The sequence below is a fragment of the Nannocystis bainbridge genome (assembly GCF_028368995.1).
Taxonomy (GTDB): Bacteria; Myxococcota_A; Polyangia; order Nannocystales; family Nannocystaceae; genus Nannocystis; species Nannocystis bainbridge.
Genome location: NZ_JAQNDL010000002.1, coordinates 26114 through 50909 on the forward strand (window position 1 = coordinate 26114; position 24796 = coordinate 50909).

General features: G+C 72.1%; 17 protein-coding genes. 8 read left to right on the forward strand and 9 right to left on the reverse strand.

Annotated elements, in window-relative coordinates; all coding sequences use genetic code 11:
* Positions 1–285: 285 nt before the first annotated feature.
* A complete protein-coding gene (locus POL25_RS17845; protein WP_272087280.1) occupies positions 286–1179 on the forward strand; it encodes a hypothetical protein in 894 nt (297 codons plus the stop codon).
* A gap of 427 nt (positions 1180–1606) precedes the next feature.
* Positions 1607–3550, forward strand: a complete 1944-nt coding sequence (locus tag POL25_RS17850; protein WP_272087281.1) for a hypothetical protein — start codon at positions 1607–1609, stop codon at positions 3548–3550.
* 94 nt (positions 3551–3644) lie between these two features.
* On the opposite strand, the gene POL25_RS17855 is transcribed toward POL25_RS17850, so the two are convergent.
* Complete coding sequence (locus POL25_RS17855) at positions 3645–4193, reverse strand: hypothetical protein (RefSeq protein WP_272087282.1); 549 nt, start codon at positions 4191–4193, stop codon at positions 3645–3647.
* 107 nt (positions 4194–4300) lie between these two features.
* Positions 4301–5437: an STAS domain-containing protein gene (locus tag POL25_RS17860; RefSeq protein ID WP_272087283.1), complete on the reverse strand. Its 1137-nt coding sequence runs from the start codon at positions 5435–5437 to the stop codon at positions 4301–4303.
* Positions 5438–5622: 185 nt separating this feature from the next.
* Between POL25_RS17860 and POL25_RS17865 the strand changes: the two genes are divergently transcribed.
* Positions 5623–7056: a S28 family serine protease gene (locus tag POL25_RS17865; RefSeq protein WP_272087284.1), complete on the forward strand. Its 1434-nt coding sequence runs from the start codon at positions 5623–5625 to the stop codon at positions 7054–7056.
* Between the two features lie 152 nt (positions 7057–7208).
* Here the strand turns inward: POL25_RS17865 and POL25_RS17870 are convergent, their stop codons facing one another.
* Positions 7209–8804 carry a M15 family metallopeptidase gene (locus tag POL25_RS17870; RefSeq protein ID WP_272087285.1) on the reverse strand — a complete coding sequence of 532 codons (1596 nt, stop codon included), beginning with the start codon at positions 8802–8804 and terminating at the stop codon, positions 7209–7211.
* Positions 8805–9144: 340 nt separating this feature from the next.
* Between POL25_RS17870 and POL25_RS17875 the strand changes: the two genes are divergently transcribed.
* The gene (locus POL25_RS17875) at positions 9145–9513 is read left to right on the forward strand and encodes a hypothetical protein (protein ID WP_272087286.1); all 369 of its coding nucleotides are present in this window, start codon (positions 9145–9147) and stop codon (positions 9511–9513) included.
* Between the two features lie 45 nt (positions 9514–9558).
* Here the strand turns inward: POL25_RS17875 and POL25_RS17880 are convergent, their stop codons facing one another.
* Positions 9559–10086 carry a hypothetical protein gene (locus POL25_RS17880; protein ID WP_272087287.1) on the reverse strand — a complete coding sequence of 176 codons (528 nt, stop codon included), beginning with the start codon at positions 10084–10086 and terminating at the stop codon, positions 9559–9561.
* A 345-nt stretch (positions 10087–10431) separates the two neighbouring features.
* On the opposite strand from POL25_RS17880, the gene POL25_RS17885 reads away from it, so the two are divergent.
* Positions 10432–12246 (forward strand): IgGFc-binding protein, encoded by a 1815-nt coding sequence (locus POL25_RS17885; RefSeq protein WP_272087288.1) that lies wholly within the window; start codon positions 10432–10434, stop codon positions 12244–12246.
* A 77-nt stretch (positions 12247–12323) separates the two neighbouring features.
* On the opposite strand, the gene POL25_RS17890 is transcribed toward POL25_RS17885, so the two are convergent.
* Positions 12324–12704, reverse strand: coding sequence for a hypothetical protein (locus POL25_RS17890; protein ID WP_272087289.1), 381 nt, complete (start codon positions 12702–12704; stop codon positions 12324–12326).
* A 696-nt stretch (positions 12705–13400) separates the two neighbouring features.
* On the opposite strand from POL25_RS17890, the gene POL25_RS17895 reads away from it, so the two are divergent.
* The 3 genes from POL25_RS17895 (at position 13401) to POL25_RS17905 (ending at position 17531) form a co-directional block, all read left to right on the forward strand.
* Complete coding sequence (locus tag POL25_RS17895; RefSeq protein ID WP_272087290.1) at positions 13401–15506, forward strand: DUF4215 domain-containing protein; 2106 nt, start codon at positions 13401–13403, stop codon at positions 15504–15506.
* Between the two features lie 171 nt (positions 15507–15677).
* Positions 15678–16226: a hypothetical protein gene (locus tag POL25_RS17900; protein ID WP_272087291.1), complete on the forward strand. Its 549-nt coding sequence runs from the start codon at positions 15678–15680 to the stop codon at positions 16224–16226.
* A 237-nt stretch (positions 16227–16463) separates the two neighbouring features.
* A complete protein-coding gene (locus POL25_RS17905) occupies positions 16464–17531 on the forward strand; it encodes a hypothetical protein (RefSeq protein ID WP_272087292.1) in 1068 nt (355 codons plus the stop codon).
* A gap of 25 nt (positions 17532–17556) precedes the next feature.
* On the opposite strand, the gene POL25_RS17910 is transcribed toward POL25_RS17905, so the two are convergent.
* The 4 genes from POL25_RS17910 to POL25_RS17925 all read right to left on the reverse strand — a co-directional run bounded on the left by POL25_RS17910 (position 17557) and on the right by POL25_RS17925 (position 24745).
* Positions 17557–19290, reverse strand: coding sequence for a monovalent cation:proton antiporter-2 (CPA2) family protein (locus POL25_RS17910; protein WP_272087293.1), 1734 nt, complete (start codon positions 19288–19290; stop codon positions 17557–17559).
* Between the two features lie 1018 nt (positions 19291–20308).
* The gene (locus POL25_RS17915; RefSeq protein WP_272087294.1) at positions 20309–21829 is read right to left on the reverse strand and encodes a sensor histidine kinase; all 1521 of its coding nucleotides are present in this window, start codon (positions 21827–21829) and stop codon (positions 20309–20311) included.
* Positions 21830–22060: 231 nt separating this feature from the next.
* Complete coding sequence (locus POL25_RS17920) at positions 22061–23572, reverse strand: M20/M25/M40 family metallo-hydrolase (protein ID WP_272087295.1); 1512 nt, start codon at positions 23570–23572, stop codon at positions 22061–22063.
* A gap of 237 nt (positions 23573–23809) precedes the next feature.
* Positions 23810–24745, reverse strand: a complete 936-nt coding sequence (locus tag POL25_RS17925; RefSeq protein WP_272087296.1) for a hypothetical protein — start codon at positions 24743–24745, stop codon at positions 23810–23812.
* Between the last annotated feature and the right edge of the window lie 51 nt (positions 24746–24796).

The window sequence follows — 24796 nt, forward strand, 5'->3', positions numbered from 1 at the left end:
CAGCGGCCGGCAGCGACATGTCCTGCGAGACAGGCGATGTGAGGATGGCTTTTACGGGCGCGAGCTCGCGGTTACATGTCCATTGGGACAGGCGGTGCGAGGATGGAGCGGTCGCTAGAACGGCAACGACATGGCCTCGTGGACAGGCGACAGGAATGCCGGACCTCCGGCAGCTCGCGGGCTCACGGCCCGACACCAGGGGACGGTGGCTCGCTCCCATCCTCGACCCGCCGAAGCGTTCGCCGTGGCCTTGCGGATTCCGCGTCGTTTGCGGACAATCTCACCGTGTTTCGCCACCTCTTCGTCGCTTTGGTCGCGCTCTCCGTCGTCGCTTGCGCGGACAATTCCGATCCGCTCGGCAACGTCACGGCCAGCGGTCAGAATCCGGTCACCGGGCCGCAACCGTCGGGCGGCGGCTCCGGGAATCCGTCCACCGACGATCCCGAGCCCACGGGCGGCGTCACCAGCAGCAGCGGCAGCGAGACCGATAGCACCTCCGAGACCTCCGGCACCGGCGGCGGTGAGCCGACCCGCGCCGTCTGCGACGATTATCTCGCGTGCCTTGCCGTGACCCAGCCGGCGAACCTCCCGGCGGCGCAGATGGGCTTCGGCCCCGACGGCACGTGCTGGGAGGGATCGCAGGAGATGATCGATCAATGCCTCGAGGCCTGCGCGGCCGGCCTGGCCAGCGGCCACGAGGCCTTCCCGGACCAGCCGAAGTGTTATCCGTGCCAGGAGCACAGCGACTGCCCGGCCGGCGAGCGCTGCGGCGCGCACAAGTGCGGCGTTCCGGCCTGCGGCGACAGCGTCGTCGACGACGACGAGGTCTGCGACTGGGGCTCGGACAGCTGGTGCTCCGAGAGCTGCCAGGACGGGGACATCAACTGCAATCCGTTCTCGCACCACGGTTGCCCTGCAGGCATGATCTGCGATCCGGGTGGGGACTTGAACCTCTGCTTCGAGCCGTTCGGGCCGATGGTCGGCGACGGCGACATCTGCGACGGCGCCACCTGCGGCCCCGGGCTGGCCTGCGTGCCGGCCAGCTGGACCCAGGGCTGCTCCGGCGCCAACTGCTGCGTCCCCCTCTGCAACCTCAAGCTGCCCGACGAGTGCACGAACGGCCGCGTCTGCGTCGCCAGCCTCGAATCGACCGAGGTCGGCGCCTGCGAGCTGCCCTGATTCGCGGCGACGTCGTCGCCCCCCCGGGAGAGCGACGCGATCGTCCGGGAGCGACACCGACGACTCCGTCGCGGTCAGCGGTGCCCGCGGATTCAACCCGTGGGCTCGCGCTCCGCGACCCGCCGCGCGGCTGACAATCCTCTCGAGGAAATGTCCTCACGGAGTGCGCGCTGCGAGGCGTCGAATGGACGATCGACGCCGGCATGTTCGCCGCGGCTCGAGCTCGCGCCGAGGTGCGGGAGTGACATGGTCTTCGGGACAGGCCGCGATCGGCGGCGCGCGGAGGCGTCCTGTCCTCGAGGCAAGAGCATCTTCAAGAGAGAGAAGATGTCCTCGGGGACATGTCGCGGCGCGGCCTGCGGTCCGCGGGTGGGGGTGGGCGGCGACTCGTTGACAGGCCCGTGAGCCCGCGGAAACAATGTTCGTCATGGCGGCGAAGCGAGGGCGAGGGAGCTGGGTGCTGGGGCTCGGGCTGGCGGCGTGTGGCGGCGATCCAGCAGCGACGACGGACGGGTCGACGACCGGGGAGTCGACGAGCGAGGCTTCGACGACGAGCACGAGCGGTGACGAGTCGACGACCGACGTGACGCCGACGACCGGGACCTCGCCTTCGACCGCGACCGAGACCGGCACGACGACGGGCACGACGGACGCGACGGCGACGACGGACGACCCCACGGGCGAGACCTCGACCACCGGCGAGCCCGGCCCCGAGCTCGGGCCGCCGGTGCTGCGGATCAACGTCGGTGGCCCGGCGGTCGGCGAGTTCCTGGCCGACGACGGCGACGACTCGCCGTACCGCTTCAGCCCCGACACCCAGATCTTCGCCGCCGACGCGGTGGTCGCCGGGCCGAGCGTGCCGGCCGACGTGCCGCTCGAGGTGCTCGCCACCGGGCGGATCGAGCCGCCGGAGCTGATGGGCGGGACCGGTCAGCTCCGCTACTCCTTGCCGGTCGAGCCGGGGCCGTACCAGCTACGGCTGCATTTCTCGGGGCCGTCGCAGGGCGGCGGGACGCGGCTCGTGCAGCCGTGGATCGACGGGGTGATGGTCGGTGAGCCGATCGACGTGTCGGCGCTGACGGCCGGCGATACCAGCGGGTCGGTGATCCTTGCGATCGACGCCGACGACTGGCTCGACGTCGAGCTGGTGCGGGTCCCGGGCAGCGAGATGCCGCTGCTCTCGGCGCTCGAGCTGTTCGGCGACGGCGGGCTGCGCGACGGGCCGGCGGGCGCGGTCCGCCACGTCACGCCGGCGGGCGGCGGCAGCGGCGACAGCCTCGACGACGCGGCCGGGCTCGGGCAACTGCCGGCGCTGATCGCCGCGTCGTCGCCGGGCGACGAGGTGTGGATCCACGCCGGCGACTACGAGGTCGGCGGCGAGCTGTTCATCACCAGCGGCGGCACGGCGGAGGCGCCGATCGTGATCCGCGGGGTCGGGGCCGACTGGCACTCGCCGGGGCGGCCGCGGCTGGTAGGCACGCGGGCGAACCCGTGGACGGCCGAGGGCGCGGTCGGCGGGACCGTGTTTCGCCTGACGGCCGGGGCCGACCACCTGCAGTTCGTCAACCTCGGGTTCGCCGATCAGGGCAACGGCTGCTGGCGGGTGGCCGAGCCGATCGCGGGGCTGCGGCTCGACAACATCGTCGCCACCAACGTCCACCGCCTGCTCGAGAATTTCGCCGGCGGCGGCCAGACCGACGCGACGATCACCGGCCTGGTGATGAAAGACGTGTCGGTCCGCGGCTACGCCCGCGCGGTGACGCGGCTGCAGTACGAGTCGAACGAGCTGCTGCTCGAGGACGTGTTCGGCGACTCGGAGGCGCAGCCGTTCGAGTCGTTCTCGACCGGGGTGACGCTGTACCAGTCGGCCCACCACGCGACGCTGCGGCGGGCGGTGATGCTGAACCACCACCACCTGGGCGGCGACGGCTACTGGAACGCCGATGGCTTCTCGACCGAGCGGGAGAACCACGCGATCCGGTTCGAGGACACGTTCGCGGCCGGCAACACCGACGGCGGCTACGACCTCAAGTCGTCCGACACGACGCTGCTGCGCGCGGTCGCGGCCGACAACAAGCGCAACTTCCGGCTGTGGGGCCAGATCGCCATGAACCAGTGCGTCGGCCTCGACCCTCACAAGCGCGGCGGCTCGGGCACGCAGGCCCAGGTCCACGGCAACCCGCAGGGCGAGTTCACGGTCACCGACTCTCGCTTCGTCGACGCCGACCCCGACACCATCGTGTTCGACCTCGACGAGGACACGGTCGGCACGGTCGCAGGCGGCTGCGTCGAGCACCACCCGGACGCGACCTACCAGACGGTCGAGCCGGCGGCCAGCCTGATGGTCGAGGGCGTGGCCGACGGCTGCTGAGGGCGGGTCTTCGGGGCATGTCCGCATGGACATGCTCTCGAGGACATGCTCTCCGGGGCATGGCCTCGGGGACATGCCCGGAAGGACAGGCGGGTCAGACCTCGACGATGCGGCCCTGGACCGGGGCGAAGCAGCGGACCTTGAGGGCGTCGGCCTCGGCCTTCTGCCCGTCGGCCAGCGGGGCCTCAGAGATCAGCCACACCTGGCCGTCGGGGAACGAGGCGTCGGTGAGGCGCTTGCGGGCGTCGCCGGCGAGGGCGGCGAGCTGGTGGTCGGTGAGCTCGGCCCCGCGGGCGGCGCACAGGATGGCCAGCGCCGGGGCGGTGCGATCGAGGCGGCGGCCGATCGCGAACGAGGCGATGCTGAGGCCGCCGAGCGTGTAGCCGGCGATGGCCCGCACCGAAGCGGCCTGCGAGACCGGACCCTCGGCCTTGGCCGGGCGCGCGCCGGCCATCAGCGCCATCGCGGCGGCGAACAGGCCGGCCATGCCGCCGAACTTGAGGCCGAGCGCGGCGCGGCGCGGCACCCGGCCGCGCACCTCGTCGACGGCGGGCGCGACGGGCTTCGGTTCACCCTCGACGCGCACGCCCGCCTGGGAATAGAGCCACGGTACGCAACGGTCGCCGGAGAAGGACTTGGACATGCCGTCAGGTCTAGCAGGTCGAAGCCGGCGGCTGACCTTTCATGTGTGAAACGACGGCGAGGCGAGCGGTCGATCACGGTCGCCGGCGAGCCCGACCGTACGTCGCTTCAGCGGCGGGCCAGCGCGTGTTCGAGGCTCTGATAGCAGCGCACCTCGGACAGGTCGACGCCGGCGTCGACGATCGTGCGGGCCAGCGGCGGGCGCACCCCGCTGAGCGCGGCGGCGACGCCCTGGAGCCTGAGCACGCGGACGATCCGCAGCACCCCGGCGGCGGCCTCGGCGTCGTCGACGGCGGCGCCGGTGAGGTCGACGACGACGCGCTCGACGCGGGCGCGGTCGGTGTGAGCGAGCAGGGCGGCGAGGGCCGCCTCGACGCGCTCGCGGTCGAGGACGCCGATCAGCGGCAGGGCCAGCACGCCGGCGCCGATGCGGATGACCGGCGCGGCGAGTCGCAGCAGCGCGTCGGCCTGGTCGGCGATCTGCTGGCGGTTGCGCTCGATCTCCGCGAGGTGGGCCCGGCGCTCGGTGATGTCGCTCTGGGTCACGAGCAGCGCCGGCGCGCCGCTGACCGGATCGAGGCTGCGGCGGACCGCGGTGTCGAACCAGCGCTCGCCGGTGGTCGTGCGCACGGCGGCGTCGAGGCGCGCGGCGCCGGTCGTCAGGCGGGCGCGCAGCTCGGCGGCCAGGCCCGGGTCGACGAAGCCGGCCGCGAAGGCGTCGCCGGGCCCGGGCTCGCCGAGCGCGGCGGCGGCGGCCGGGTTGCGCATCAGCACCTCGCCGGCCTCGCTGTAGAGCGACACGAGCTCGCCGAGGTAGCGCAGGGCCTCGATGCCGCGCCGATCTTGCAGCTCGGCCTCGTGCTCGCCGAGCACGCGGGCCTCGATCAGCATGCCGAAGCGGGACGCTTCGCCGCGGCGGTCGGCGATCCGCACGCCCTGCTGGCGGCACTCGGCGACGAACGGTTTGGCGTGATCGGGGTAGAGGGTCCAGCGATCGACGGCCCGCTCGCCGCGCTCGAGCCGGCGCTGTAGTTGTTCGAGGCGCAGCCGCGAGGTCGGCGAGGGGCCCGGGCCGGCGGCGCTGGCCGCCAGCAGCTGCTCGCGGTCGGTCGCGCCCCACATCGGCAAGCAGGCGAGGTTGGCCCACCACTGGTGCCCGCGCTCGAAGTCGACGATCCACACCGGCGTGCTGAGCACGTCGAACGCCGCCAGGTCCTCGGGGTGGTAGACGGAGTCGGTGGCCATGCGGCGGTGTGCGTGCAGGCTAGCGCGTCTGCGACCTGTGCGTGCGGTCTGCCAGGGCGTACCGGGCATGCGCGAACCCGGGCACGCGCTGGGGCCAAAAGGCGGGGTGGTCGACGCGGGCCGGCGGGGTCGCATGATAGGCTGGCGGAATGCGCAGACGTCGGCTCCTCGCAATCGTGTCGGCGGTGAGCGTCCTCGGTTGCGGCGACCCGGGGGCGACGAGCGACGCGGGCACGGCGAGCACGACGACGGACGCCTCCGGCACGAGCGAGGCGACCGCGGCGACGACCACCACCGACGCGGCGCCGACGACGGGCGAGCCGACCACGACCACCGGCGGCGAGGTCGACATCCGCGAGCAGTTGGCGGCGCTCGACGGCATGACGGTCGACGAGCTGCCGACGTCGGCCGTTGGCTATCGCCTGTTCGCGCTGCGCTTCCGCCAGCCCGCCGATCACGAGGTCGAGGGCGGGCCGAGCTTCGAGCAGCACATGACCCTGCTGCACCGCGACGTCGCCGCGCCGCTGGTGATCGTCACCGCCGGTTACACCATCAAGACCACGACGGCGGCCCTCGGCGAGCCTGCGCTGCTGGTCGCGGCCAATCAGCTGACCGTGGAGCACCGGTTCTTCGCCGGTTCGCGGCCGAGCGCGCCCGACTGGGACGACCTCGACATCCGCCAGGCCGCCACCGATCACCACCGGATCGCCGCCGCCCTGCACCCGCTGTATTCGGGCCGCTGGCTGGCGACCGGGGCGAGCAAGGGCGGGCTGGCGGCGCTTTATTTCCGCCGGTTCTTCCCGGACGACGTCGACGGCACGATCGCCTACGTGGCGCCCTACAGCCTCGAGGAGTCGGACGGCCGCTACGAGGCGCGGATCGCCACTCTCGGCGACGAGGCCTGTCGCCAGGCCTTGCGCGACGTGCAGCGCGAGGTGTTGCTGCGCCGGCCGGCGATGCTGGCCCGCATGGCCGAGTCATCGGCGTCGTTCGAACTGTTCGGCGCCGACGAGGTGCTCGAGACGGCCGTGCTCGATCTGCCGTTCGGGTTCTGGCAGTACCAGCGGGCGAGCCTGTGCGACGCGGTGCCGGGCCCGGCGGCCGACGACGACGCCATCTGGGCGTTCTTGCAGAAAGTCAGCGCGCCGAGCTCGGACCCCGACCTGCTGCGCTACGAGCCGTATTACTGGCAGGCGGCGACGCAGCTCGGCGGGGTCGCCTGCGACGAATCGTGGGTGGCCGACCTCTTGCTGTTCCCGGGCTTCAACGTGCCCCGCAATTTCATCGTGCCCGGGCCCGGCAAGACCCCGGCGCCCTTCGACCCGGAGCCCTCGCAGGACGTCGCCGACTGGCTGGCGACCGAGGGCGAGCGGGTGCTGCTGATCTACGGGGAGAACGATCCGTGGTCGGCCGGCGCGTTCGAGCTCGGCGACGCCAGCGATTCGTATGTGTTCCACGCGCCGGGCGAGAACCATGGGGCGCTGATCGGCGACCTGGCCGAGGCCGACCGGGCCCAGGCGATCGCGGCGCTGGAGGCGTGGGCGGGCACGCGGGCGGGTAGCGACAGGCTGGTGCGGCCACGGCCGATGCGCGAGACACTGCGGCAGTTCGGCTGGTGAGCGCGTCGCGGCGAAGCTCGGCAATGGCGGCGCGAATCGGGGCAGTCGGAGCGATGATTCGGGTGCCTTGACCGTGAAAAAAGCCAGGCGCGAATCATGGCACCAGTGGTGTCATGATTCGCGCCTGCAGCCCAAGAGCGCTGCTCGAGCGATCAGGCCGCGCGGCGGCGGCGGCGGGCCAGGGCGCCGAGCACCAGCAGGCCGAACGCCAGCGGCGGGGTGCCGGCGTCCGAGCGGCAGCCGCAGCCGCCGGCTTCACCGACGTCCGTGCCGGCGGTGCCGCTGGCGCTGCCGGCCGTGACGCCGGCGTTGCCCGTCGATGCGTCGCCGGTCGACGCGTCGGTGCTCGCCTCGGAGTCGTTGCCGGTCACGTCACCGCTGCCGCCGGTGGTCGGCGGATCGCCGGTCGGATCGTCGCCGGTGGTGGCGTCGACCTGGCACTCGGGATCGAGGCTGTCGGGCACGCACTGGCGATCGTCGAGCTGATAGACCTCGGGGCCGGCGCCCTTGACCAGGATCGGCTTGTCCCGCAGCGGCGTGCCGACCGGGATCGCATAGACCTCGGCGGCCGGGAGCGTGACGACGGTGCCGAGGTCGAGGTCCCAGTTGTCGGCGATCTCGGGGCTCGGGATGTGGCGCCGCACGGGGCCGTCCTTGAGCCACACCTCGGGCGAATCATCGTCGGCCCGCATCATCTGCGGCGCCGGCTCGATGGCGATCCACTCGGGGATCGCCAGCAACGTCGGATCGTCGACGGTGACCAGATCCCAGAACATGTCGAACTTCCACGCGGTGACGACCGCCGGATCGGCGATGTGGCGGCGCACGCCCGTCAACGCCGGCGGGGCGCAGGTGAACGACAGCGGGCTCTGGGACAGCTGCGGGTTCTTCTGGCCCTCGATGTCGATGCCGTAGACGTGGACCGGATGGGTGGCGTTGTCGCGCAGGCTGTTGGGGACGTCGACCTTGTAGCCGTGCGCGCACGAGCCGAGGACCATGCAAAGGTCCTCGCGGTGAATGTTGGCAGAGGTCGACACGCCGATGCCGGCCGGATCGCCGGCGGGGGCGTTGAAGTAGACGTGGACGTCGATCGACGCGTCGGGCGCGTCGGGGTCCTGGGCCCAGCCGTAGACCGTCTCGCAATCGACGGTGTCGAGGTAGCCCTGCGGGGGGATGCTGATGTCGCACACGCCGCCGCCGGGGCCGCCGCCCCACCACTCCCAGTGCCACGGCTCGCCAGGCACGGTCTCGGTGAAACCGAACGCGCCGCCGTTGGCGTTGAGCCAGTTATAGACGCCGGGGGTGGCGGTGTTGATGTCGAGCGCGTGGCCGCTCTGGTGATTCGACCAGCCGGGCTTGGCCGCCAGGTTGCAGCTGTTGCAGCTGCAGTTGATGTAGCAGTTGTAGAGGTACTCCTGCTCCGACATGGTGCGGAAGCCGCTGTTGATGTGCATGTCGACGCCGGCCGCGGCCGCGGCCTCGCGCATGACCCAGTAGGCGTTGGCGGTGTCCTTCTCGACCGGGCGCCCGTCGATGTGCACGACGGTGATCTCGAACGGGTTGCCGCTCGAGTAGCCGGTGTCCGTGCTCTGACTGCAATCGACCGGCGCCGGGTGCTCGCCGACGTCGGGCGGGATCGTCAATTCACAGACGTCCGCGTATTCGTGCGGGCCGTCGGCGCGAGCGGTGGACGGGGCCACGCAAAGGGCGGCGAGTACGGCGAGTCGGAGCGAGGTCGCGGTCGGCATGGAGGCGCACCGTATCACGGGGCGCGCGGGGACGAGTGGGGACCGCCGACGCGTCGGCAGATGAAGGTCGTCTGGGGCCTGTGGGCCGCGGGTGGTGCACGACGGCGAGTTCACCCATTGCCCCGAACATGGACCGGGCGCGGGAGCGCGGCGCGAGGCGCAGGCACTGCCGACAGCGCGGATGGCTGGCCGCGAAGCGCTCGCCTGTCGGGGCCGGACCTCGCGTGAGCGAGGGCTTCGAAGTCGGTGCTTCGGCGCGCGGTTCCCGTTCGCGCGGCGGGAGCAGTCGGCCCGGCTCGCGGCGCGGGCGTGGCACCGCGAGCCCGAGACCACCGGGGCCATGCTCAGCAACCTGCGGGTCGACGACGCCCGCTGGAACAGCGTGATCGTGCCGCGGCAGGCCCGACTGACCCGCCACGATCCGTTCGTGCACGTGCTGCGCGTCGATCCGCCGATCCCGCGCGGCAGGCCGCAGGAGCAGGTGCTGGGCCCGGGGGTGTTCGCGCCGGAGGAGTTCCGCCGGCGCTTCGAGGCGGCGCGGCGGCAAAGCCGACGGTCGGCGCTCGAGCTGCGGTATCAGGGGCAGTCGCTGAAGAGCCGCGACCTGGCGGTCGACCTCGGCCTCGTGGGCTTCGCGGCCTCGCTGCCGGCGCGGCCGCTGGAGCAACCGGTCCTGGCGCTGCGCGGCCCGCAGCACTGTGTGCATTGAGCCGGCGACGCGCCGGTCACGGCGGTCGAGTTCGAGGGCGGAAGATCAATCGCCGAGCAGCTCGTCGAGCGCCTGCCACATCGCGGCGAAGCGGTCGCTGTAGAGCGCCGCGCGGAAGTCGGGCTGCTCGCGGCGATAGACGTCGCGCATGCTCGAGCGCGTGACCGTCGAGTAACCGGCGTTGGCGAGGCGGTCGCAGATCTTGACGAAGGTGGCGACGTGGCTGGCGCGGATGCCCGCGTAGTAGCGGGCGTCGGCTCGCTCCTTGCGCGTGCGGCCCTTCTCATTGGTCAGGGCGTACGCGACCTCGGCGACGGCCTCGTTCGTGGCCTGCTTGACGTCGTTGTAAGTCTGGCGGGCGTCCTCGATGGCGTCGTGCACCCAGGCGCCGGCGAGGGCGATCGGCCGCTCGTCCTCGGCGAGCAAATGGACGAACTGGAGCGCGTGCTCGACGACCATGCTCAAGTGGGTCGCGTAGGGCCGGCCGTCGTAGAGGTGATTCGTGTCCGCGTGCGCGCGCGTGGCGTAGTGCTGGGCCGCCTGCACCAGGGGGTGGAGTAGGAGCTCCTTCATGTCCCTCCTCCATACACCCGCGAGGCCGGTCGCTTCAAAGCGCGAGGGAGCTCGCCGCCGCGGGTGTCTCTCGGGACAGCTCACGCCTCGTGGACAGTCTGCAGCGGCTGGGGCGCACCGGCGCGCGGTCGTTCGTCCGCCGGGGTCGAGCGCGGTCGCTGACGCGTCGGCAGATCCGGTTCGCGCGCCCACGAGCGCGTGCTCCGTGTCATACTGCCGAGCAGCATGCGCGCGATCAGCAGGCTCTCTCTCGTCACTCTATGGGCCGGATCGATGGGGGCCTGTGCCGGGGGAGAGGGCTCGGAGAGCCGCGGAGGGACTGCCACCGAGACGACCGTCGGCGCGATGACGGCCACCGAGGCGACCGCCGGCACGGCCACCGACGCCCCGACCGGCACCGACTCTGCCAGCGGCGCCAGCGAGGGCAGCGGGACCGACTCGGCGACGGTGGGCACGACCGCGACGCCGCCGACGACCACCGATCCGACCACCACCGATGGCGTCACGACCGACGCGGTCACCTCCACCGACACCGCCTCGACCACCGGTGAGCCGTGCGAACCGGTGCAGTGCTCGCCCGACCTCAAGGGGCTCGAGTGCGACGGGCAGATCGTGTCGACCTGCGAGGACGACTCGTACTGCGTCGACGGCGTGTGCACGCCGCTGGCGCCGTGCGAGGCGGCCGCGCTGCTGCAGGGCAGCGAGGGCTGCGAGTTCTGGGCCGTGAAGACGCAGACCACCAAATCCGGCGGGTGCTTCGCGGCGTTCGTCGCCAACACCTGGGACGAGCCGGTCCACATCGAGGTCGAGTACGACGGCCAGAGCCTCGACGTCGCCGGCTTCACGCGGATCCCCCAGGGCCAGGGCGAGGGCATCAGCTATGCCCCGTACGATCCGGGGGCCGGGCTGCCGGTCGGGCAGGTCGCGCTGGTGTTCCTGTCCCGAGGGACAGGTGACAACCCCGACTGCCCGGCCCCCGCGGGCGTGGCGGCCGAGACCGAGGTGGTCGGGACCGGGCGCGGCAAGGGGTTCCGCATCACCACCGATCGGCCGGTCGCCGCCTATCAGATGCTGCCGTACGGCGGCGGCTCGGTGGCGATCACCTCGGCGACGTTGATGCTGCCGACCAGCGTGTGGGACACCAACTACGTGGTCGTCAACGCCTACGCGCAGAGCGTCGCGGTGCCCGCGGCGCGGCCGCTGTGGGCCATCGTCGCTGGCGAGGACGGCACCGAGGTGACGCTCGATCCGAAGGTCGCCGTCGTCGGCGGCCCCGACGTGGCCGCCGGCGCGGCCGGGGTGCCGATTCAGTACACCCTCGATCGCGGCGAGACGATCCAGTTCGCGCAGTCGGCCGAGCTGACCGGCTCGCCGCTGGTCGCCAACAAGCCGGTCGGCGTGTTCGGCGGGGCCAGCTGCTTCAACGTGCCGGTGGGGGCCTCGTACTGCGACGGCGCGCACCAGCAGATCCCGCCGATCAAGGCGCTGGGCAGCGCCTACGTGGCGGTGCGTTACAAGAACCGGCTGGCGATGGGCGTCGAGGAGACGCCGCCGTGGCGGCTGGTCGGCACGGTCGACGGGACCATGTTGACGTGGGAGCCGGGCAAGCCGGCCGGCGCGCCCGACACCTTGTCTTTGGGACAGGTCGCCGAATTCGCCGCGGCGGGGCCGTTCACGGTCCGCAGCCAGGACAGCGAGCACCCGTTCTATTTCGCCGGCTACATGACCGGCGGGCAGCTCCACGACAACCGCGGCGACCCCGAATGGGTCAACGTGATCCCGTCGGAGCAGTACCTCGATCGCTACGTGTTCTTCACCGACCCGACCTACTCCGAGACCAGCCTGGTGGTCGTGCGGCGCAAGCAGGACGGCGCCTACGCCGACGTCACGCTCGGCTGCGCCGGCGTGCTGGACGGCTGGGCGGCGGTCGACGACGAGCACGAGTACACCCGCGTCGACCTGGTGACCGGCAACTTCGAGGACGTCGGCGGGTGCTCGAACGGCCGCCACGAGATCTCGAGCGCCAACCCGATCGGCGTGACGGTGTGGGGCTGGGGCTCGCCGGAGTCGGTCGATTTCTACACGCTGAACGTGTCGTACGCGTACCCGGCAGGGGCGGCGATCCGGCCGATCAACGACGTGACGATCATGCCGCAGTGAGCCGCGGGCTCGCGACCTGATGCGCGCGGCCGCGACGAGCGAGCCGCGCGCGCCGGTTGTCGCGGCGGCGCGGAGAATCAGTTGAGGAGGCGGCCCGGCGGGCGCGGCGGTCGAGGTCGGCCGCGCGAGCGATCGAGCCGGCCGCGGTCGTAGAGGGCCATGCGGTAGAGGTGCCCGCGCTCGCAGAAGAAGGTGATCGTGCAATAGCCGTCGCCGTGGATCGAGGTCGGCAGATCGATCCACGACACGTGAATCGGCTGCGCGTCGAGCTCGGCCAGGCGGTCGCGCACCAGCGGCAGGCCCTCTGCCAGCGCGTCGAGGTCGTGCCAGACGCCGGGTTCGGCGGCGAACAGGCGGGTCAGGAGCGGCTCGTGGCGCCGCTCGCTGACCAGATCGGCCGCCAGGTCTTCGAGCAGCAGCTCGGCGTCGACGGGTTCGTCGGGGTCGTGGTCCGTCAATGGAAGCTCAGGGGGCGACCGGCGCGGCCGGTCGCGAGGTCGGGGAGCGGGGCAACGTTCGGGGTGCTGACAATCGTGCGGAGCTCGCATTGGTGGCGGACGAACTCTCGCAGGAGGGGCCCGGGACGCCGGTCTTCGAGGTTGCCATCGGCCGCCGCCGGGGGCTCGTGCGCGGCCCGGCAGCCGCGTCCTTGCACCTGCATGCGTCGGCGAAACAGCCGTCGAGACCGCCGAGATCGCACCGCTCGCGGCGGCTCGCACCGGAACCGTTTTTCGTCCTATCGGAGGTCGAAGCGGGCGGCGTCGGGCCGTGATCGTCGACCGTCGCCGTCGCCGACGTGGGGTCCGTGGTCGTGGTCGCGGTCCGGCCCGATCGGCAGGGGGCCTTCGCGGGTGCCATCCGATCGTCGCTGCAAGCCGACGCGGGCGGGGGCCCGCGCCGGGGCGTGGCGGTCAAACGGCGTGCTCCGGTCATTGCGTTCGAGATCTTCGGCAGGACCGGGGCCCGCTTCAAGGCATGCGCGTCGGCGCTCGACCTGTCTCGGGCGAAAGCCGCGGCGGGCGAATGGGTGTGCACCGTTTCGCACACCGTGCGGAGCATGACGGCAGTGGCAGTCCTGTGCCGCGATTGGGGGGACGCTTTTGTTCGCAGAGGTCCCTGGTTGCCGAGGGGAGCTCGAGGGTATGTTCCCGCGCATGCGAGTAAGCGATTGTACGAAGCGTCACATCCTTGGTTATTTGCTGGGCGCGGCGCCGGGCCTGGTGCTGCTGAGCGCGTGTCCGAACACGCCGGCCACCACCACGGATTCCGGCACCGAGACGGAGACCTCCTCGGGCACGGATACGACCGGCTCGATGACGACCACGCCGGACCCGACCGTGCCGACGACCGGCCCGACGACGACCGAGGGCGGGACCGAGACGACGACCGGGCCGGCCACCGACACTGACACCGACACCGACTCCGACACCGACACCGGCGGGCCGGGGGTGTGCGGCGACGGCAACGTCGACCCGATGGAGCAGTGTGACAACGGGGCCAACAACGACGACAACGCCGCCTGCACCTCGGAGTGCAAGGAGAACGTGTGCGGCGACGGCAAGGTCGGCCCCGGCGAGGGCTGCGACGAGGGCCCCGACAACGGCGGCGAGACCTGCAAAGAGAATTGCAGCGTCCCGAGCTGCGGCGACGGCAACGTCGACCTCAACGAGGAGTGCGACGACGCCAACGACGAGAACGCCGACGAGTGCACCAATACGTGCACCAGCGCGACCTGCGGCGACGGCTTCCAGCAGGAGAGCAACACCGAGGAGTGTGACGACGGCGTGGCCAACGGCGCCAACGCGACCTGCACGCCCGAGTGCAAGGCCAACGTCTGCGGCGACGGCTTCGCGTTCATCGAGGGCGGCGAGCAGTGCGACGCCGGCAAGGACAACGGCGCCAACCAGACCTGCCTCGAGGGCTGCATCCTCAACGTCTGCGGCGACTCCGACGTCGGCCCGGGCGAGACCTGCGACGACGGCAACACCGACGAGGGCGACGGCTGCGGCCCGAGCTGCACCCTCGAGGGCTGCGGCAACGAGATCGTCGACGTGATGGAAGGCTGCGACGACGGCGCCAACGGCGACCAGGACGACGGCTGCACCGACCTGTGCCAGCTGCCCAAGTGCGGCGACGAGTTCGTGCAGGCCAGCCTGATGGAGGAGTGCGACACCGGGGCCGCCAACAGCAACTCCGGCGACTGCACCCTGCAGTGCAAGAACGCCAAGTGCGGCGACGGCAACGTCCTCGCCAACGTCGAGCAGTGCGACGACGGGGTCGCCAACGGCGACGACAAGGCGTGCCTCTCGACCTGCGTGTCCGCCAAGTGCGGCGACGGCAAGGTCCAGGCCGGGGTCGAGCAGTGCGACGACGCCAACATGAGCAACGAGGACGGCTGCACCAACGTGTGCAAGCTGGCGTCCTGCGGCGACGGCTTCATGCAGGCCGGCGAGCAGTGCGACGACGGCAACATGGACGCGACCGACGCCTGCACCAACGCCTGCAAGCCGGCCGCCTGCGGCGACGGCTTCGTCCAGGCCGGCGTCGAGGAGTGCGACGACGGCAACCTGACGCTGACCGACGGCTGCGTGGCGATGTGCAAGGCCAACAAGTGCGGCGACGGCCACATCAACATCGGCGTCGAGCAGTGCGAGGACGGCAACGTCAGCGCCGGCGACGGCTGCAGCCCGACCTGTCAGTTCGAGCAGCCCAACGAGACCGTCAAGAAGAACGCGCTCGGCCTGGCGATCCCCGACAACGGCTACAACGGCACCATCGCCTCGATGGCCTGCACCACGATGAACGTCAGCGGCGGCGGCAACGGCACGGTCAAGGACGTGACGCTGCGGATCGGGATCACCCACCCGTTCATCGGCGACCTGTCGATCAAGGTCGTCAATCCGGCCAACCAGGTCGTGACGGTCATGCTCAGCCCGGGCATCATCGAGGCCTTCGACGACGGTGGCTCCTACATCGGCGACGGGACGGACCTGGACGCGGCGTACCCGGTGTTCTTCCGCGACACCGGGACCACCGACGCCGAGGCGATGGGCGGCACCATCGCCAGCGACAAGGTCGTGTGCAAGGACGACTTCCTCTGCGACTTCAAGCCGAACCCCGGCAAGGGCCCCGGCCCGAACCTGGCGGCGTTCGCCGGCAGCATGGGCGCCGGCAACTGGCAGGTTTGCGTCGGCGACAACTACGTCAGCGACGCCGGCTCGTTCCAGTCGGCCGAGCTGACGGTCGTTTTCAACCAGTGAACCGGGCGTCGGGGCGGTGAACGCCGCCCCGGCGAAACGTGTTCCATGTGATCGGCCGATCGCACGCGCGTACCGGCCTCGTGAGCGGCGTTCAGGGAGGCGGTCCCAGCGCTGCTCTCGGCTTGCTCGTGCCGGCTGTGCGGGCAGGCAAAACGCGCTATGAATGGTGCCGTGACCCGCGTAGCGAGCCTGGCCTTCGCCTGTCTGGTCGGTTCGACCGGCTGTTGGATGTCGGTGCCGGTGCTGGAGGCTTCGGCCAGCCCGGAGATGGTGCCCGCCGTGATCGCGCCGGAGTCCGACGCGGCGGTGGCGGTGATGGAAGTCGATGAGTCGATCGACGACTTCGACGGCGGCGACCCCTCGGCGCTGCCGGAGCCGTCGCGCCAGCTCGAGGTCGAGGCCCAGCTGGTCGAGGCCCGCAGCGCGGCCGCGTGCGGCAAGAACAACGTCGCGGTGGTGATGCGCTACGCGGTGAAGCGGGTGCTGGCCGGCAACTACGACGAGCGCGACCTGTACGTGGCCCTGCAGTGTCCGGAGATGGGGCTGTCGCCGTGCCGCGGGGGCAAGGGCGCCCGCGTGCGCGCGATCCGGGCCGGCGACGTGCACCGCCTGCAGCTGGTCCAGGGGACAGGTAGCGGCATGATCGTCGACAGGTTCACGGGCGGCGCGGGCGGCGAACTGCCGCGCTACCGGGCCCGCTGCGGCGCGGCCGGGGCGTAGACCGGGCGCGCGGAGGCGCGAGCGGGCGTGCTCGATCGGGCATGTGCTCGAGAGCATGTCCGATCGGGCATGTTCCATGGAGCATGCCTCGAGGAACATGATCGAAGAGACAGATGATGTCGCGGGTTGATGGGCGCCACGTCGCCATGGCGCGCGGGACATGTCCCATGGGCCTGGCCTGACGCGCGGGCGCGCGGCGCTTGACGCTGGCGCGCGGCCGGCGATAGCTTCCCGGCCATGCGCACCCCCTCGCCCGTGTGGCTCGTCGCGCTCGCGCTGGCCTGTCACGAGGACTCCGGCGCCAGCGCGTCCGCGGCTGCGGGCACCGCCCCGACGACGCTGCCCGATCTGACGCTGCCGGGGACCGCGAGCGAGACGGGCAGCGAGACGGAGCCCTCGTCGGGGACCGCGGACGGATCCAGCACGGCGCCGACGAGCAGCGGCGGCCCGAAGTTCGACCTCGGCGAGGACGACTCGACCGGGCCCGACGGGGCGCTGTGCCCGTGCGCGCCGAAGCTCGACCTGATCTACGTGCTGTCCGACGACCGCGAGCTGTGGACGTACGATCCGCTGGCCAACAGCTTCGCCCTGGTCGGGCCGCTCGGCTGCCCCACGACCGACGGCACGTTCTCGATGGGCGTGGGCCGCGACGGGTTCGCGTGGATCCAGACGACGATCCCGCAGGGCGTCAGCAATTACGTCGGCGACCTGTTCCGCCTCGACGTGACGAACCCGCTGAATTGCGTCGACCCGGGCTACGTGCCCGGGGCAGAGGGTTGGGTCCACTTCGGCATGGCGTTCGTGTCGGCCAGCGCCGGCGACCCGTGCGACCGGCTGTACGGCCAGCACTGGGACGGCCAGGCGGGGCTGTGGTCGGAGGGGCCCGGCGCCGGCAAGCTGGGGGTGTTCGACGCGGCGGCGCTGCGGATGGAGACGATCGGAGCGACGAACTACAACGGCGCGGAGCTGACGGGCACCGGCGACGGCCGGCTCTACGCGTTCGGCGGGGTGCCGCACGCGAAGCTGATCCAGTTCGACAAGCAGACGGCGCAGGCGATCGAGACGCTGCCGTTCAACAGTTTGCCGCTGACGAACGCGTTCGCGTTCGCGTTCTGGGGCGGTGATTTCTACTTCTTCACGCTCGCCGATCCGGACAGTCCGTCGAGCCTCAGCAAGGTGACGAAGCTCGACTACGACGACAGCGACAACAGCGGCAAGTCGCTGACGACGGTGAATGCCAATGCGCCGATCCGGATCGTCGGGGCCGGGGTCTCGACCTGCGCGCCGCTCGAGCCGCCAGGCTAGGGCGCGGGCGCGCGGCGCTCACGGATCAAGGCGCCGCGGGCGGAGGCTGCTCGGCGGCCGCATCGGCGGCCGCGGTGGCAGCCGCAGCAGCGGCCGCCGCGGCGGTGCGATCGTGATAGGCCAGCGAGTGGCTCGCCATCTCGGCCATGCGCAGGGCCATGATGCGTTCGGCCATCACCGCGCCGTCGGCTCCGTGGCGGAGGAGGTGCTCGACCTCGGCTTCGGAGTGGCCGCGGGCGATGATCGTCATGTCGGGCTTGGCGGCGCGCAGGCGGGCCACGACCTCGCCGGCTTCGAGGGCGTGGGGGATGGCGAGCAGGGCGAGGCGGGCCCCGGCGGGGTTGGTCTCGGCGAGCACGCGAGGGTTGGCCGCGTTGCCGCAGATCGCGGCGATGCCGAGGGCCTGGGCGCGGTCGACCAGGTCGGGGTCGGTGTCGAGGACGAGCAGCGGCACCCCGCGCTCGCTCAGGATCTTGGCGATCGAGCTGCCGACCCGGCCGAAGCCGATCAGCAGGACGAACGGGCCCTCGGGCGGCGGCGGACCGGAGGCGACGACCGCCTTTTGCTCGGCCTCGGCGCGGTCGCGGCGGCGCTGCCAGCGATCGAGGGCGGCGAACAGCAGCGGATTGCAGAGGATCGAGAGGATGGCGCCGGCGAGGACCAGGTCGCGCGCCATCGGCGGCATGATGTCGAGCTCGATGCCGAGGCCGGCGAGGATGAACGAGAACTCGCCGATCTGGGCCAGGCTGGCGGCGATCGTCATCGCGGTGCCCAGGGGGTGGCGGAAGGCCAGCACCAGCGCGAGGGCGGCGATCGATTTGCCGATGACGATGATGCCGAAGGTGGCGAGCACCAGCAGCGGCTCCTCGACGAGGATCCGCGGGTCGAACAGCATGCCGACCGAGACGAAGAACAGCACGGCGAAGGCGTCGCGCAGCGGCAGCGAGTCGCTGGCGGCCTTGTGGCTGAACTCGGACTCTGCCAGCAGCATGCCGGCGAAGAAGGCGCCGAGGGCCAGCGAGACGTTGAAGAGGATCGCCGCGCCGAGGGCGACGCCGAGGGCGATCGCCAGGACGCACAGGGTGAACAGCTCGCGCGAGCCGGTCCCGGCGATCTTCTCGAGCGTCCACGGGATGGCGCGCCGACCGACGACGAGCATGAGGGCGATGAAGCCGGCGACCTTGAGGAGGGTGAGGCCGAGCGAGAGCCACACGTCGCCGCTGCCGCCGTCAGCGGGCGCGCCGGCGATGGCGGGCACGAGCACGAGCGCGAGCACCATGGCGAGGTCCTCGACGATGAGCCAGCCGATGGCGATCTTGCCGCGCGGGCTGTCGAGAAGGCGCCGCTCCTCGAGCGCGCGCAGGAGGACGACGGTGCTGGCGACCGACAGCGCCAGGCCGAACATCAAGCCCGCGCCGGCCGACCAGTCGAGCATCCAGGCCAGGCCGGCGCCGAGCGCCGTGGCCAGGGCTATCTGGACGACCGCGCCCGGGATCGCGATCGCCTTGACGGCGAGCAGGTCGCGCAGCGAAAAGTGCAGGCCGACCCCGAACATCAGCAGGATGACGCCGATCTCCGACAGCTCGTTGGCCAGCGCCTGGTCGGCGATGATACCCGGGGTGTACGGGCCGACGACCACGCCCGCGGCGAGGTACCCGACCAGCGGCGAGAGCCGGAGTCGCGTCGCCAACGAGCCGAGGACGAACGCGACGACCAGACCGGCGGCGATCGTGTCGAGCAGCGGGGTGTGGTGAAGCATCGCTACCTGGCATGCTAACCGCGGCGGTCGGCGCTGCTGACGAGGGCATACGGCAAAAGGCCGGTCACGCTCGCCGCGAATCCGAGTTCGGGCTCGCAGGACGGGGCCAGGGGCGTCGCGCCGCGCAGGGCCGCGAAGCGGGCTCGGCCGGTCCGGCGCTCGCAGGCCGCGCCGGGCCGGGTCCTGGCAGGCATGTCATGTCGCGCGCGGCGGCGATGCAAGACGACGAGCGGTCGACAGGGCTCGTGGGGCGGCTGGATCGCCGGCAGCGCGAGCAGGCGCGCGGAGATGTCCTTGCGGACATGTCATGTCGCGGGCGAGGGCGCGGCGTGGCGGCGGAGCGGAGATGTCCTTGCGGACATGTCATGTCACGGGTGATCGCGGGGCCGTGAGCGCTCGCGGAGGGAGCCGGGGATGGATGTCCGGAAACGGAGGGGATGTCCCTTGGGACATGCTGGGTCGAAGCGACTCCAGCGCCGGCGCCGGGGCACGCGGCGAGGGCTCCGCGGGCATGCCATGGCGGTCGCGGCGCTGGCGTGGTGCCAGCGACAGGCAAGCCGGCGGTATATGTCCTTGCGGACACGTCATCGCGCGGGCGATCGTCGTCGGCCATGGGCAACCGCGTGGACGAGCCGGGATGTCCTTGCGGACATGTCACGTCCCGGGCCGCAGATGTTGCGGTCGGAGAGCGTCGAGGCGGCGCGACGGCGGGCCCGACGAGCGCAGAAATGTCCTGGCGGTTCCGCCGAGTCGGGGGGGCGCCCACGCTGTCGTCGGGCGCGCGCGGGCGGCCTTTTGTCGAGCGCTCGCGGGATCGGCGGGGATCGGCCGGGTCGCGTGGGCGCGGGCGGTGGGCGCGATGGAAGACAGGGCGAGCTCGGCTCCCGGTGCGGCTGGGCGGCGAGCGGCGATCGCATCGCTCCAGGACATGCTCGAATGGTCATGTCCTTGGAGACATGTAGTAGAGGACATGACGATATCGGCATGTCCTTCGGGACATTCTGCCCGAGGCCGAGGCTCAGGGCGCTTCTTCGCCCTCGAGGCCGTGCGCCAGCGGCAGGGTGAACGTGAACACCGTGCCGGTGTGGTCGCTGGCGACCTGCATGCGGCCGTCGTGGGCGTCGACGATGCTGCGGGCGATCGACAGGCCGAGGCCGAGGCCCTTCTTGCCGCCGCGGACCGTCGACCAGAACGGCTCGAAGATGTGGGGCAGGTCGGCCTCGTCGATGCCGGGCCCGTGGTCGCCGACGGCGAAGCGGACCTGGCCGCCCTCGATCTCGCCGTCGACGGTGACCTCCTGGCCGGACGCGCTGAACTTGATCGCGTTGTCGAGCAGGTTGCCGAACACCTGGGCGATCCGGGTGCGGTCGCAGAACAGCGGGGCCTGGGCCATGCGCAGGCGAGCGACCAGGCGCACTCTCTTTTTGTCCGCGAGCGGCTTCTGCAGCGCGAGCGCCTCCTCGACGATCTCGCGGGCGTCGGCGACCTCGCGCTCGAGCACGGTGGCGCGGCCGGCCTGGGCGCCGGCGAGGTCGAGCAGGTTCTCGGTGAGGCGCTCGATGCGGGCGGCGCTGCGCTGGATGACGGCGACGTTCTCCTCGGCGTCGCGGAGCTTCTTGACCAGCACGGTGGTGCCGAGGGTGATGGCGCTGAGCGGGTTGCGCAGGTCGTGCGAGACGACGGTGAGCACGTCCTCGCGGGCCTGGCTGGCGCGCAGGGCCTCGGCGTGTTGGCAGGCGTTGTCGAGGGCGAGGGCGAGCCGGTCGGCGAGGCGGCGCACCAGATCGAGGTCCTCGGCGTCGAGGCGGCGCGCGGCCAGCAAGCGGACGACACCGAGCGCGCGATCGCGGGCGATCAGCGGCGCGACCAGGCCGGTGCGCAAACCGAGCTCGTGCAGCGGCGCATCGAGGCGGCCGAGGTCGTCGAAGCCGCGGGCGCGGCTGTCCCGAAGGACATCCAGGGCGTGGTCGTGCAGCGGGAACAGGTCGTGCAGCGGCCGCTCGTGCAACAGGGCGGCGTCGGCGTGGGCGAGGCCGATCAGGCGCAGCTCGTCCTCGGCCTCGAGCAGCGAGACGAGGGCGACGTCGCCGAGGCGCGGGGCCAGCAGCTCGGCGCCGAGCTGACCGACGCGGGCGACTTCGAGGGACTCGAGCAGCAGGCGACCGGCGTCGTCGAGCAGCCCGGCGGCGGTTTGGCGGCGCCGCTCGGCGCCGACGTCGGTGAGCACGGCGACGGCCGCGACCACGGCCCCGGCGCTGTCACGCACCGGCACGGCGCGCACGTGGACGTGGACGACCTCGCCGCCGGCGGTGACGCGGCGGACATCCTCGTCGATGACGGCGCCGGCGAGGCAGCGCGCGAGCGGGTGATGGCGAGGGTCGTCGGGGAAGTAGGCCAGGAGGGCCGCCGCGGCGCCGCTGGCGGCCACGGGGGTGCCGTGCGGCGCGGCGGCGACGACGGCGTCGAGGGAGCCGAGGCGGGCGAGGGCGTCGACGATCCGGCGCGCGGGATCGGGGAGGACAGCAACGGGCTCGCGCATGCCCGAATCAACGTAGCACCCGCAGCGGTCGCTCCCGGCGCCGGTGTGGAGCGGCGCACGCGGAGGCTTCGCGGGCGATCGACACAGGCGCTGCGGAGGGGGCGCCGGCCGGTGACGAGCGCCGCGGGGCGCATGGCGATGAGTGTGGGGCGGGGGGACTCGTGGCGGTGATGCGAGCAGGATTCGCGGCGGAGGTCGCTCGATGCGATGCGCATCGAGTGGGGTCGCGAATCAGCGGCGATCGTCGCAGTGCTCCGGCGGGTGGACTTCGGTGGCGGCGCGTGGGGCCACCTCGGGCGCTGCTTCGGGCAGCGGTGGGTCGCTCATGGCGAACGCTGCGAGCACGTGGGCGGTGGCGCGGGTGTTCTCGAGCAAGGCGTCGCGGCTGTAGTTGTCGCGGTCGTCGCAGCGGGCGTGGTAGCAGGGGTCGTAGGCGACCTCGGCCTCGCCGCCGAACAGCTGGGCCTCGTGGCTGCTCTTGCGGGCCTCGGCGCCGGTGAACAGGCCGCCGGCGGCGATGTCGTGGCGGATGAAGGCCCAGTAGTCGGAGCGGCCGTCGAACGCGGTCTCGCGGGTGGGCACGCCGAGGTCGACGAAGTAGTCGGTGAGCGCGGCCTCGATCGCGGCCGAGCCCGGGGGCCCGGCCTTTTGCCACGCCGAGCCGTCGCCGTCGTAGACGAAGCGGACCGGGTTGGGCGAGGCGATCATGTCGAGGTTGAGGTAGAGCGCGATCGCGGCGCGAGCCTCCGCGGACATGGACTCGACGTGGTGGATCGAGCCGAGCAGGCCGAGCTCCTCGGCGCCCCAGAAGGCGAAGCGGACCTGATGGCGCAGATCACAGCGCGGCAGGGCGCCGGCGATGCCGAGCAGCGCGGCGACGCCGGAGCCGTTGTCGTTGACGCCGGGGCCGGCCGGCACCGAATCGAGGTGGGCGCCGAGCATGACGACGCGGCCGCTGGCGGTCGGCGCGGTGTCGGCGATCACGTTGAAGCTCTCGCGCACGACGGCCTCGGCGGCGATGACGAGGCGCAGCCGCAGGTCGCTCGGCTGCGCCAGCGCCTCGCCGAGCGCGTAGGGCACGGCGACGACGGGCAGGGTGGTGCCGGGGTCGAGGCGGGCCGTGAACAGGGGCAGGCGCTCGGGGATGTCGCCTTGATTGAAGTAGACGACCGCGGCGGCGCCGGCCGCGACGGCGTGGTCGACCTTCTGCTGGTGGGTGCAGCCGCCGCGCTGCAGGAGGGCGATGCTGCCGGGGAAGAAGCCGGCGAAGTCCTCGGGCTGGCAGCCGCTGGTGGATTTATTATCTGGCCCGAGAGACAGGTCGACGGGGAGCACGGGCCCGGCGACGTCGCCGCTGGCCGAGAAGGCGGCGACGCGGAAATCGACGCCGGCCTCGTACTCGGGGCCGGGCGCGTCGGGCCAGTGGAGGCGCGGCGGGGCCAGCAGGACGAAATCGTCGAAGGTGAAGGGCTCGCGGCGCACGGTCAGGCCAGCGGCGAGCAGCTTCTCGGCGACGTACTCGACGGAGGCCGCGAAGCCGTCGGTGCCGGCGGCGCGGGTGTCGGCGTGGACCTGGCCGAGGTCGGCGAGGGCGAGCAGGTGCAACTCGAGCGTGACGAGGTCGATCGTCTCGGCGAGCGGCGCGGGGCAGCCGGCCGGTTCGCCGCTCGGCGAGCCCGAACAGGCAGGGGCGGCCAGCGCGAGGGCGAGCGCGAGGGGCCGGATCCGTGGCTCGCGGCGCACGCGATCAGGATAGCGCATCCGGCACGCGGCACGCGGGCGCGGGCGCACGAAGGGTCGCGGCTCGGCGATGAACGTGGTCCGAGTGTCAGGGCAGCGCGCCCGTAGATCGGCGAGCGGCACGGCGGCGCGGAGGGTCGGTGAAATCGCGCGGACTGCCGGGGCCACGCATCGCGGGGCCGCGTGCAGCACGGCGGCGCGGGTCGTCGGCGGATGGGCGCGGAGCCGCGGCGCAGCGCGTCACGGGCCGGTCCACACGTAGCCGGCGACGGCCTCGTACTGGTAGCCGAACATCGCCACCGCGCTGTCGCGCTCGCCCTCGCTGGTCGTGTAGAAGTGGTCGCCCTTGCCGTAGAGGCGGAACAGCGGGACCGCGCCGCACTGCGGGTCGGTGGCGATGTGGCCGAGCGGGCCCTCGGGCGTGGCCGCGTTCTCGCAGGTCGCGCTGGTGGTGTAGAAGCGGCGGCCGTCGCCCTTGAGGCAGCGGTAGAACGGGACCAGGCCGGTGCCGGGGGCCGCGTAGAGGAAGAAGAAGTTGAGCGACTCGGGGCTGAAGTCGCCGGACATCGCCTCGGCGGCGTCGACCGTATAGAAGTGGCCGAGCGTCGGGCTCGAGCTGCGGTGGACGCCGACGCGGCAGCCGGGCAGGGCGCCCTCGTCGCACACGCCGTCGCAGTTGTCGTCGAACACGTTGCACGCCTCGGCCTTGTCGGGCTTGCAGACCAGGCCGCACATCTGCCCGGGCGCGAGCTGCTGCTCGCAGCCGTTGTTCGGATCGGCGTCGCAGTCGAACCAGCCGTCGTCGCACTCGCCGAGGGCGCACTGGCCCGCGCTGCAGGCCGACGTGGCCCGCGGGATCACGCAGCTGATGCCGCACTTGCCGCAATTGGCGGGGTCGGTCATGAGGTCGACGCACTGCACGCCGCAGGTGATCAGTGGGTCGCACACGAGCGGCGGGTCGTCGACGCCACTGCCGCTCGTGGAGCTGCTGGTGTCGCCCGTGGAGGTCGGCGGGGCGTCGGTGGTGCCGGTGGTGCCGGGCTCGCCGGTGCTCGTCTCGGTGCCGGTCGCGTCGGGCCCGGTCGGGGTCGAGGCGGTCGAGCTGTCGGCCCGGCCGTCGTCGCCGCAGGCGGGCAGGAGCGTCAGCGCGACGAAGAGACATGTCCCGGAGGACATGGCGCGAGCACCATGGCGTGATGGCCATGTCCCGGAGGACATGGCACATGC

Bases quoted from the DNA above. Each gene is read 5' to 3' on its own strand.
- POL25_RS17850 (WP_272087281.1), top strand. From the start codon at position 1,607: ATGGCGGCGAAGCGAGGGCGAGGGAGCTGGGTGCTGGGGCTCGGGCTG.
- POL25_RS17855 (WP_272087282.1), bottom strand. From the start codon at position 4,193: ATGTCCAAGTCCTTCTCCGGCGACCGTTGCGTACCGTGGCTCTATTCC.
- POL25_RS17860 (WP_272087283.1), bottom strand. From the start codon at position 5,437: ATGGCCACCGACTCCGTCTACCACCCCGAGGACCTGGCGGCGTTCGAC.
- POL25_RS17870 (WP_272087285.1), bottom strand. From the start codon at position 8,804: ATGCCGACCGCGACCTCGCTCCGACTCGCCGTACTCGCCGCCCTTTGC.
- POL25_RS17875 (WP_272087286.1), top strand. From the start codon at position 9,145: ATGCTCAGCAACCTGCGGGTCGACGACGCCCGCTGGAACAGCGTGATC.
- POL25_RS17880 (WP_272087287.1), bottom strand. From the start codon at position 10,086: ATGAAGGAGCTCCTACTCCACCCCCTGGTGCAGGCGGCCCAGCACTAC.
- POL25_RS17885 (WP_272087288.1), top strand. From the start codon at position 10,432: ATGACGGCCACCGAGGCGACCGCCGGCACGGCCACCGACGCCCCGACC.
- POL25_RS17895 (WP_272087290.1), top strand. From the start codon at position 13,401: ATGCGAGTAAGCGATTGTACGAAGCGTCACATCCTTGGTTATTTGCTG.
- POL25_RS17905 (WP_272087292.1), top strand. From the start codon at position 16,464: ATGCGCACCCCCTCGCCCGTGTGGCTCGTCGCGCTCGCGCTGGCCTGT.
- POL25_RS17910 (WP_272087293.1), bottom strand. From the start codon at position 19,290: ATGCTTCACCACACCCCGCTGCTCGACACGATCGCCGCCGGTCTGGTC.
- POL25_RS17915 (WP_272087294.1), bottom strand. From the start codon at position 21,829: ATGCGCGAGCCCGTTGCTGTCCTCCCCGATCCCGCGCGCCGGATCGTC.
- POL25_RS17925 (WP_272087296.1), bottom strand. From the start codon at position 24,745: ATGTCCTCCGGGACATGTCTCTTCGTCGCGCTGACGCTCCTGCCCGCC.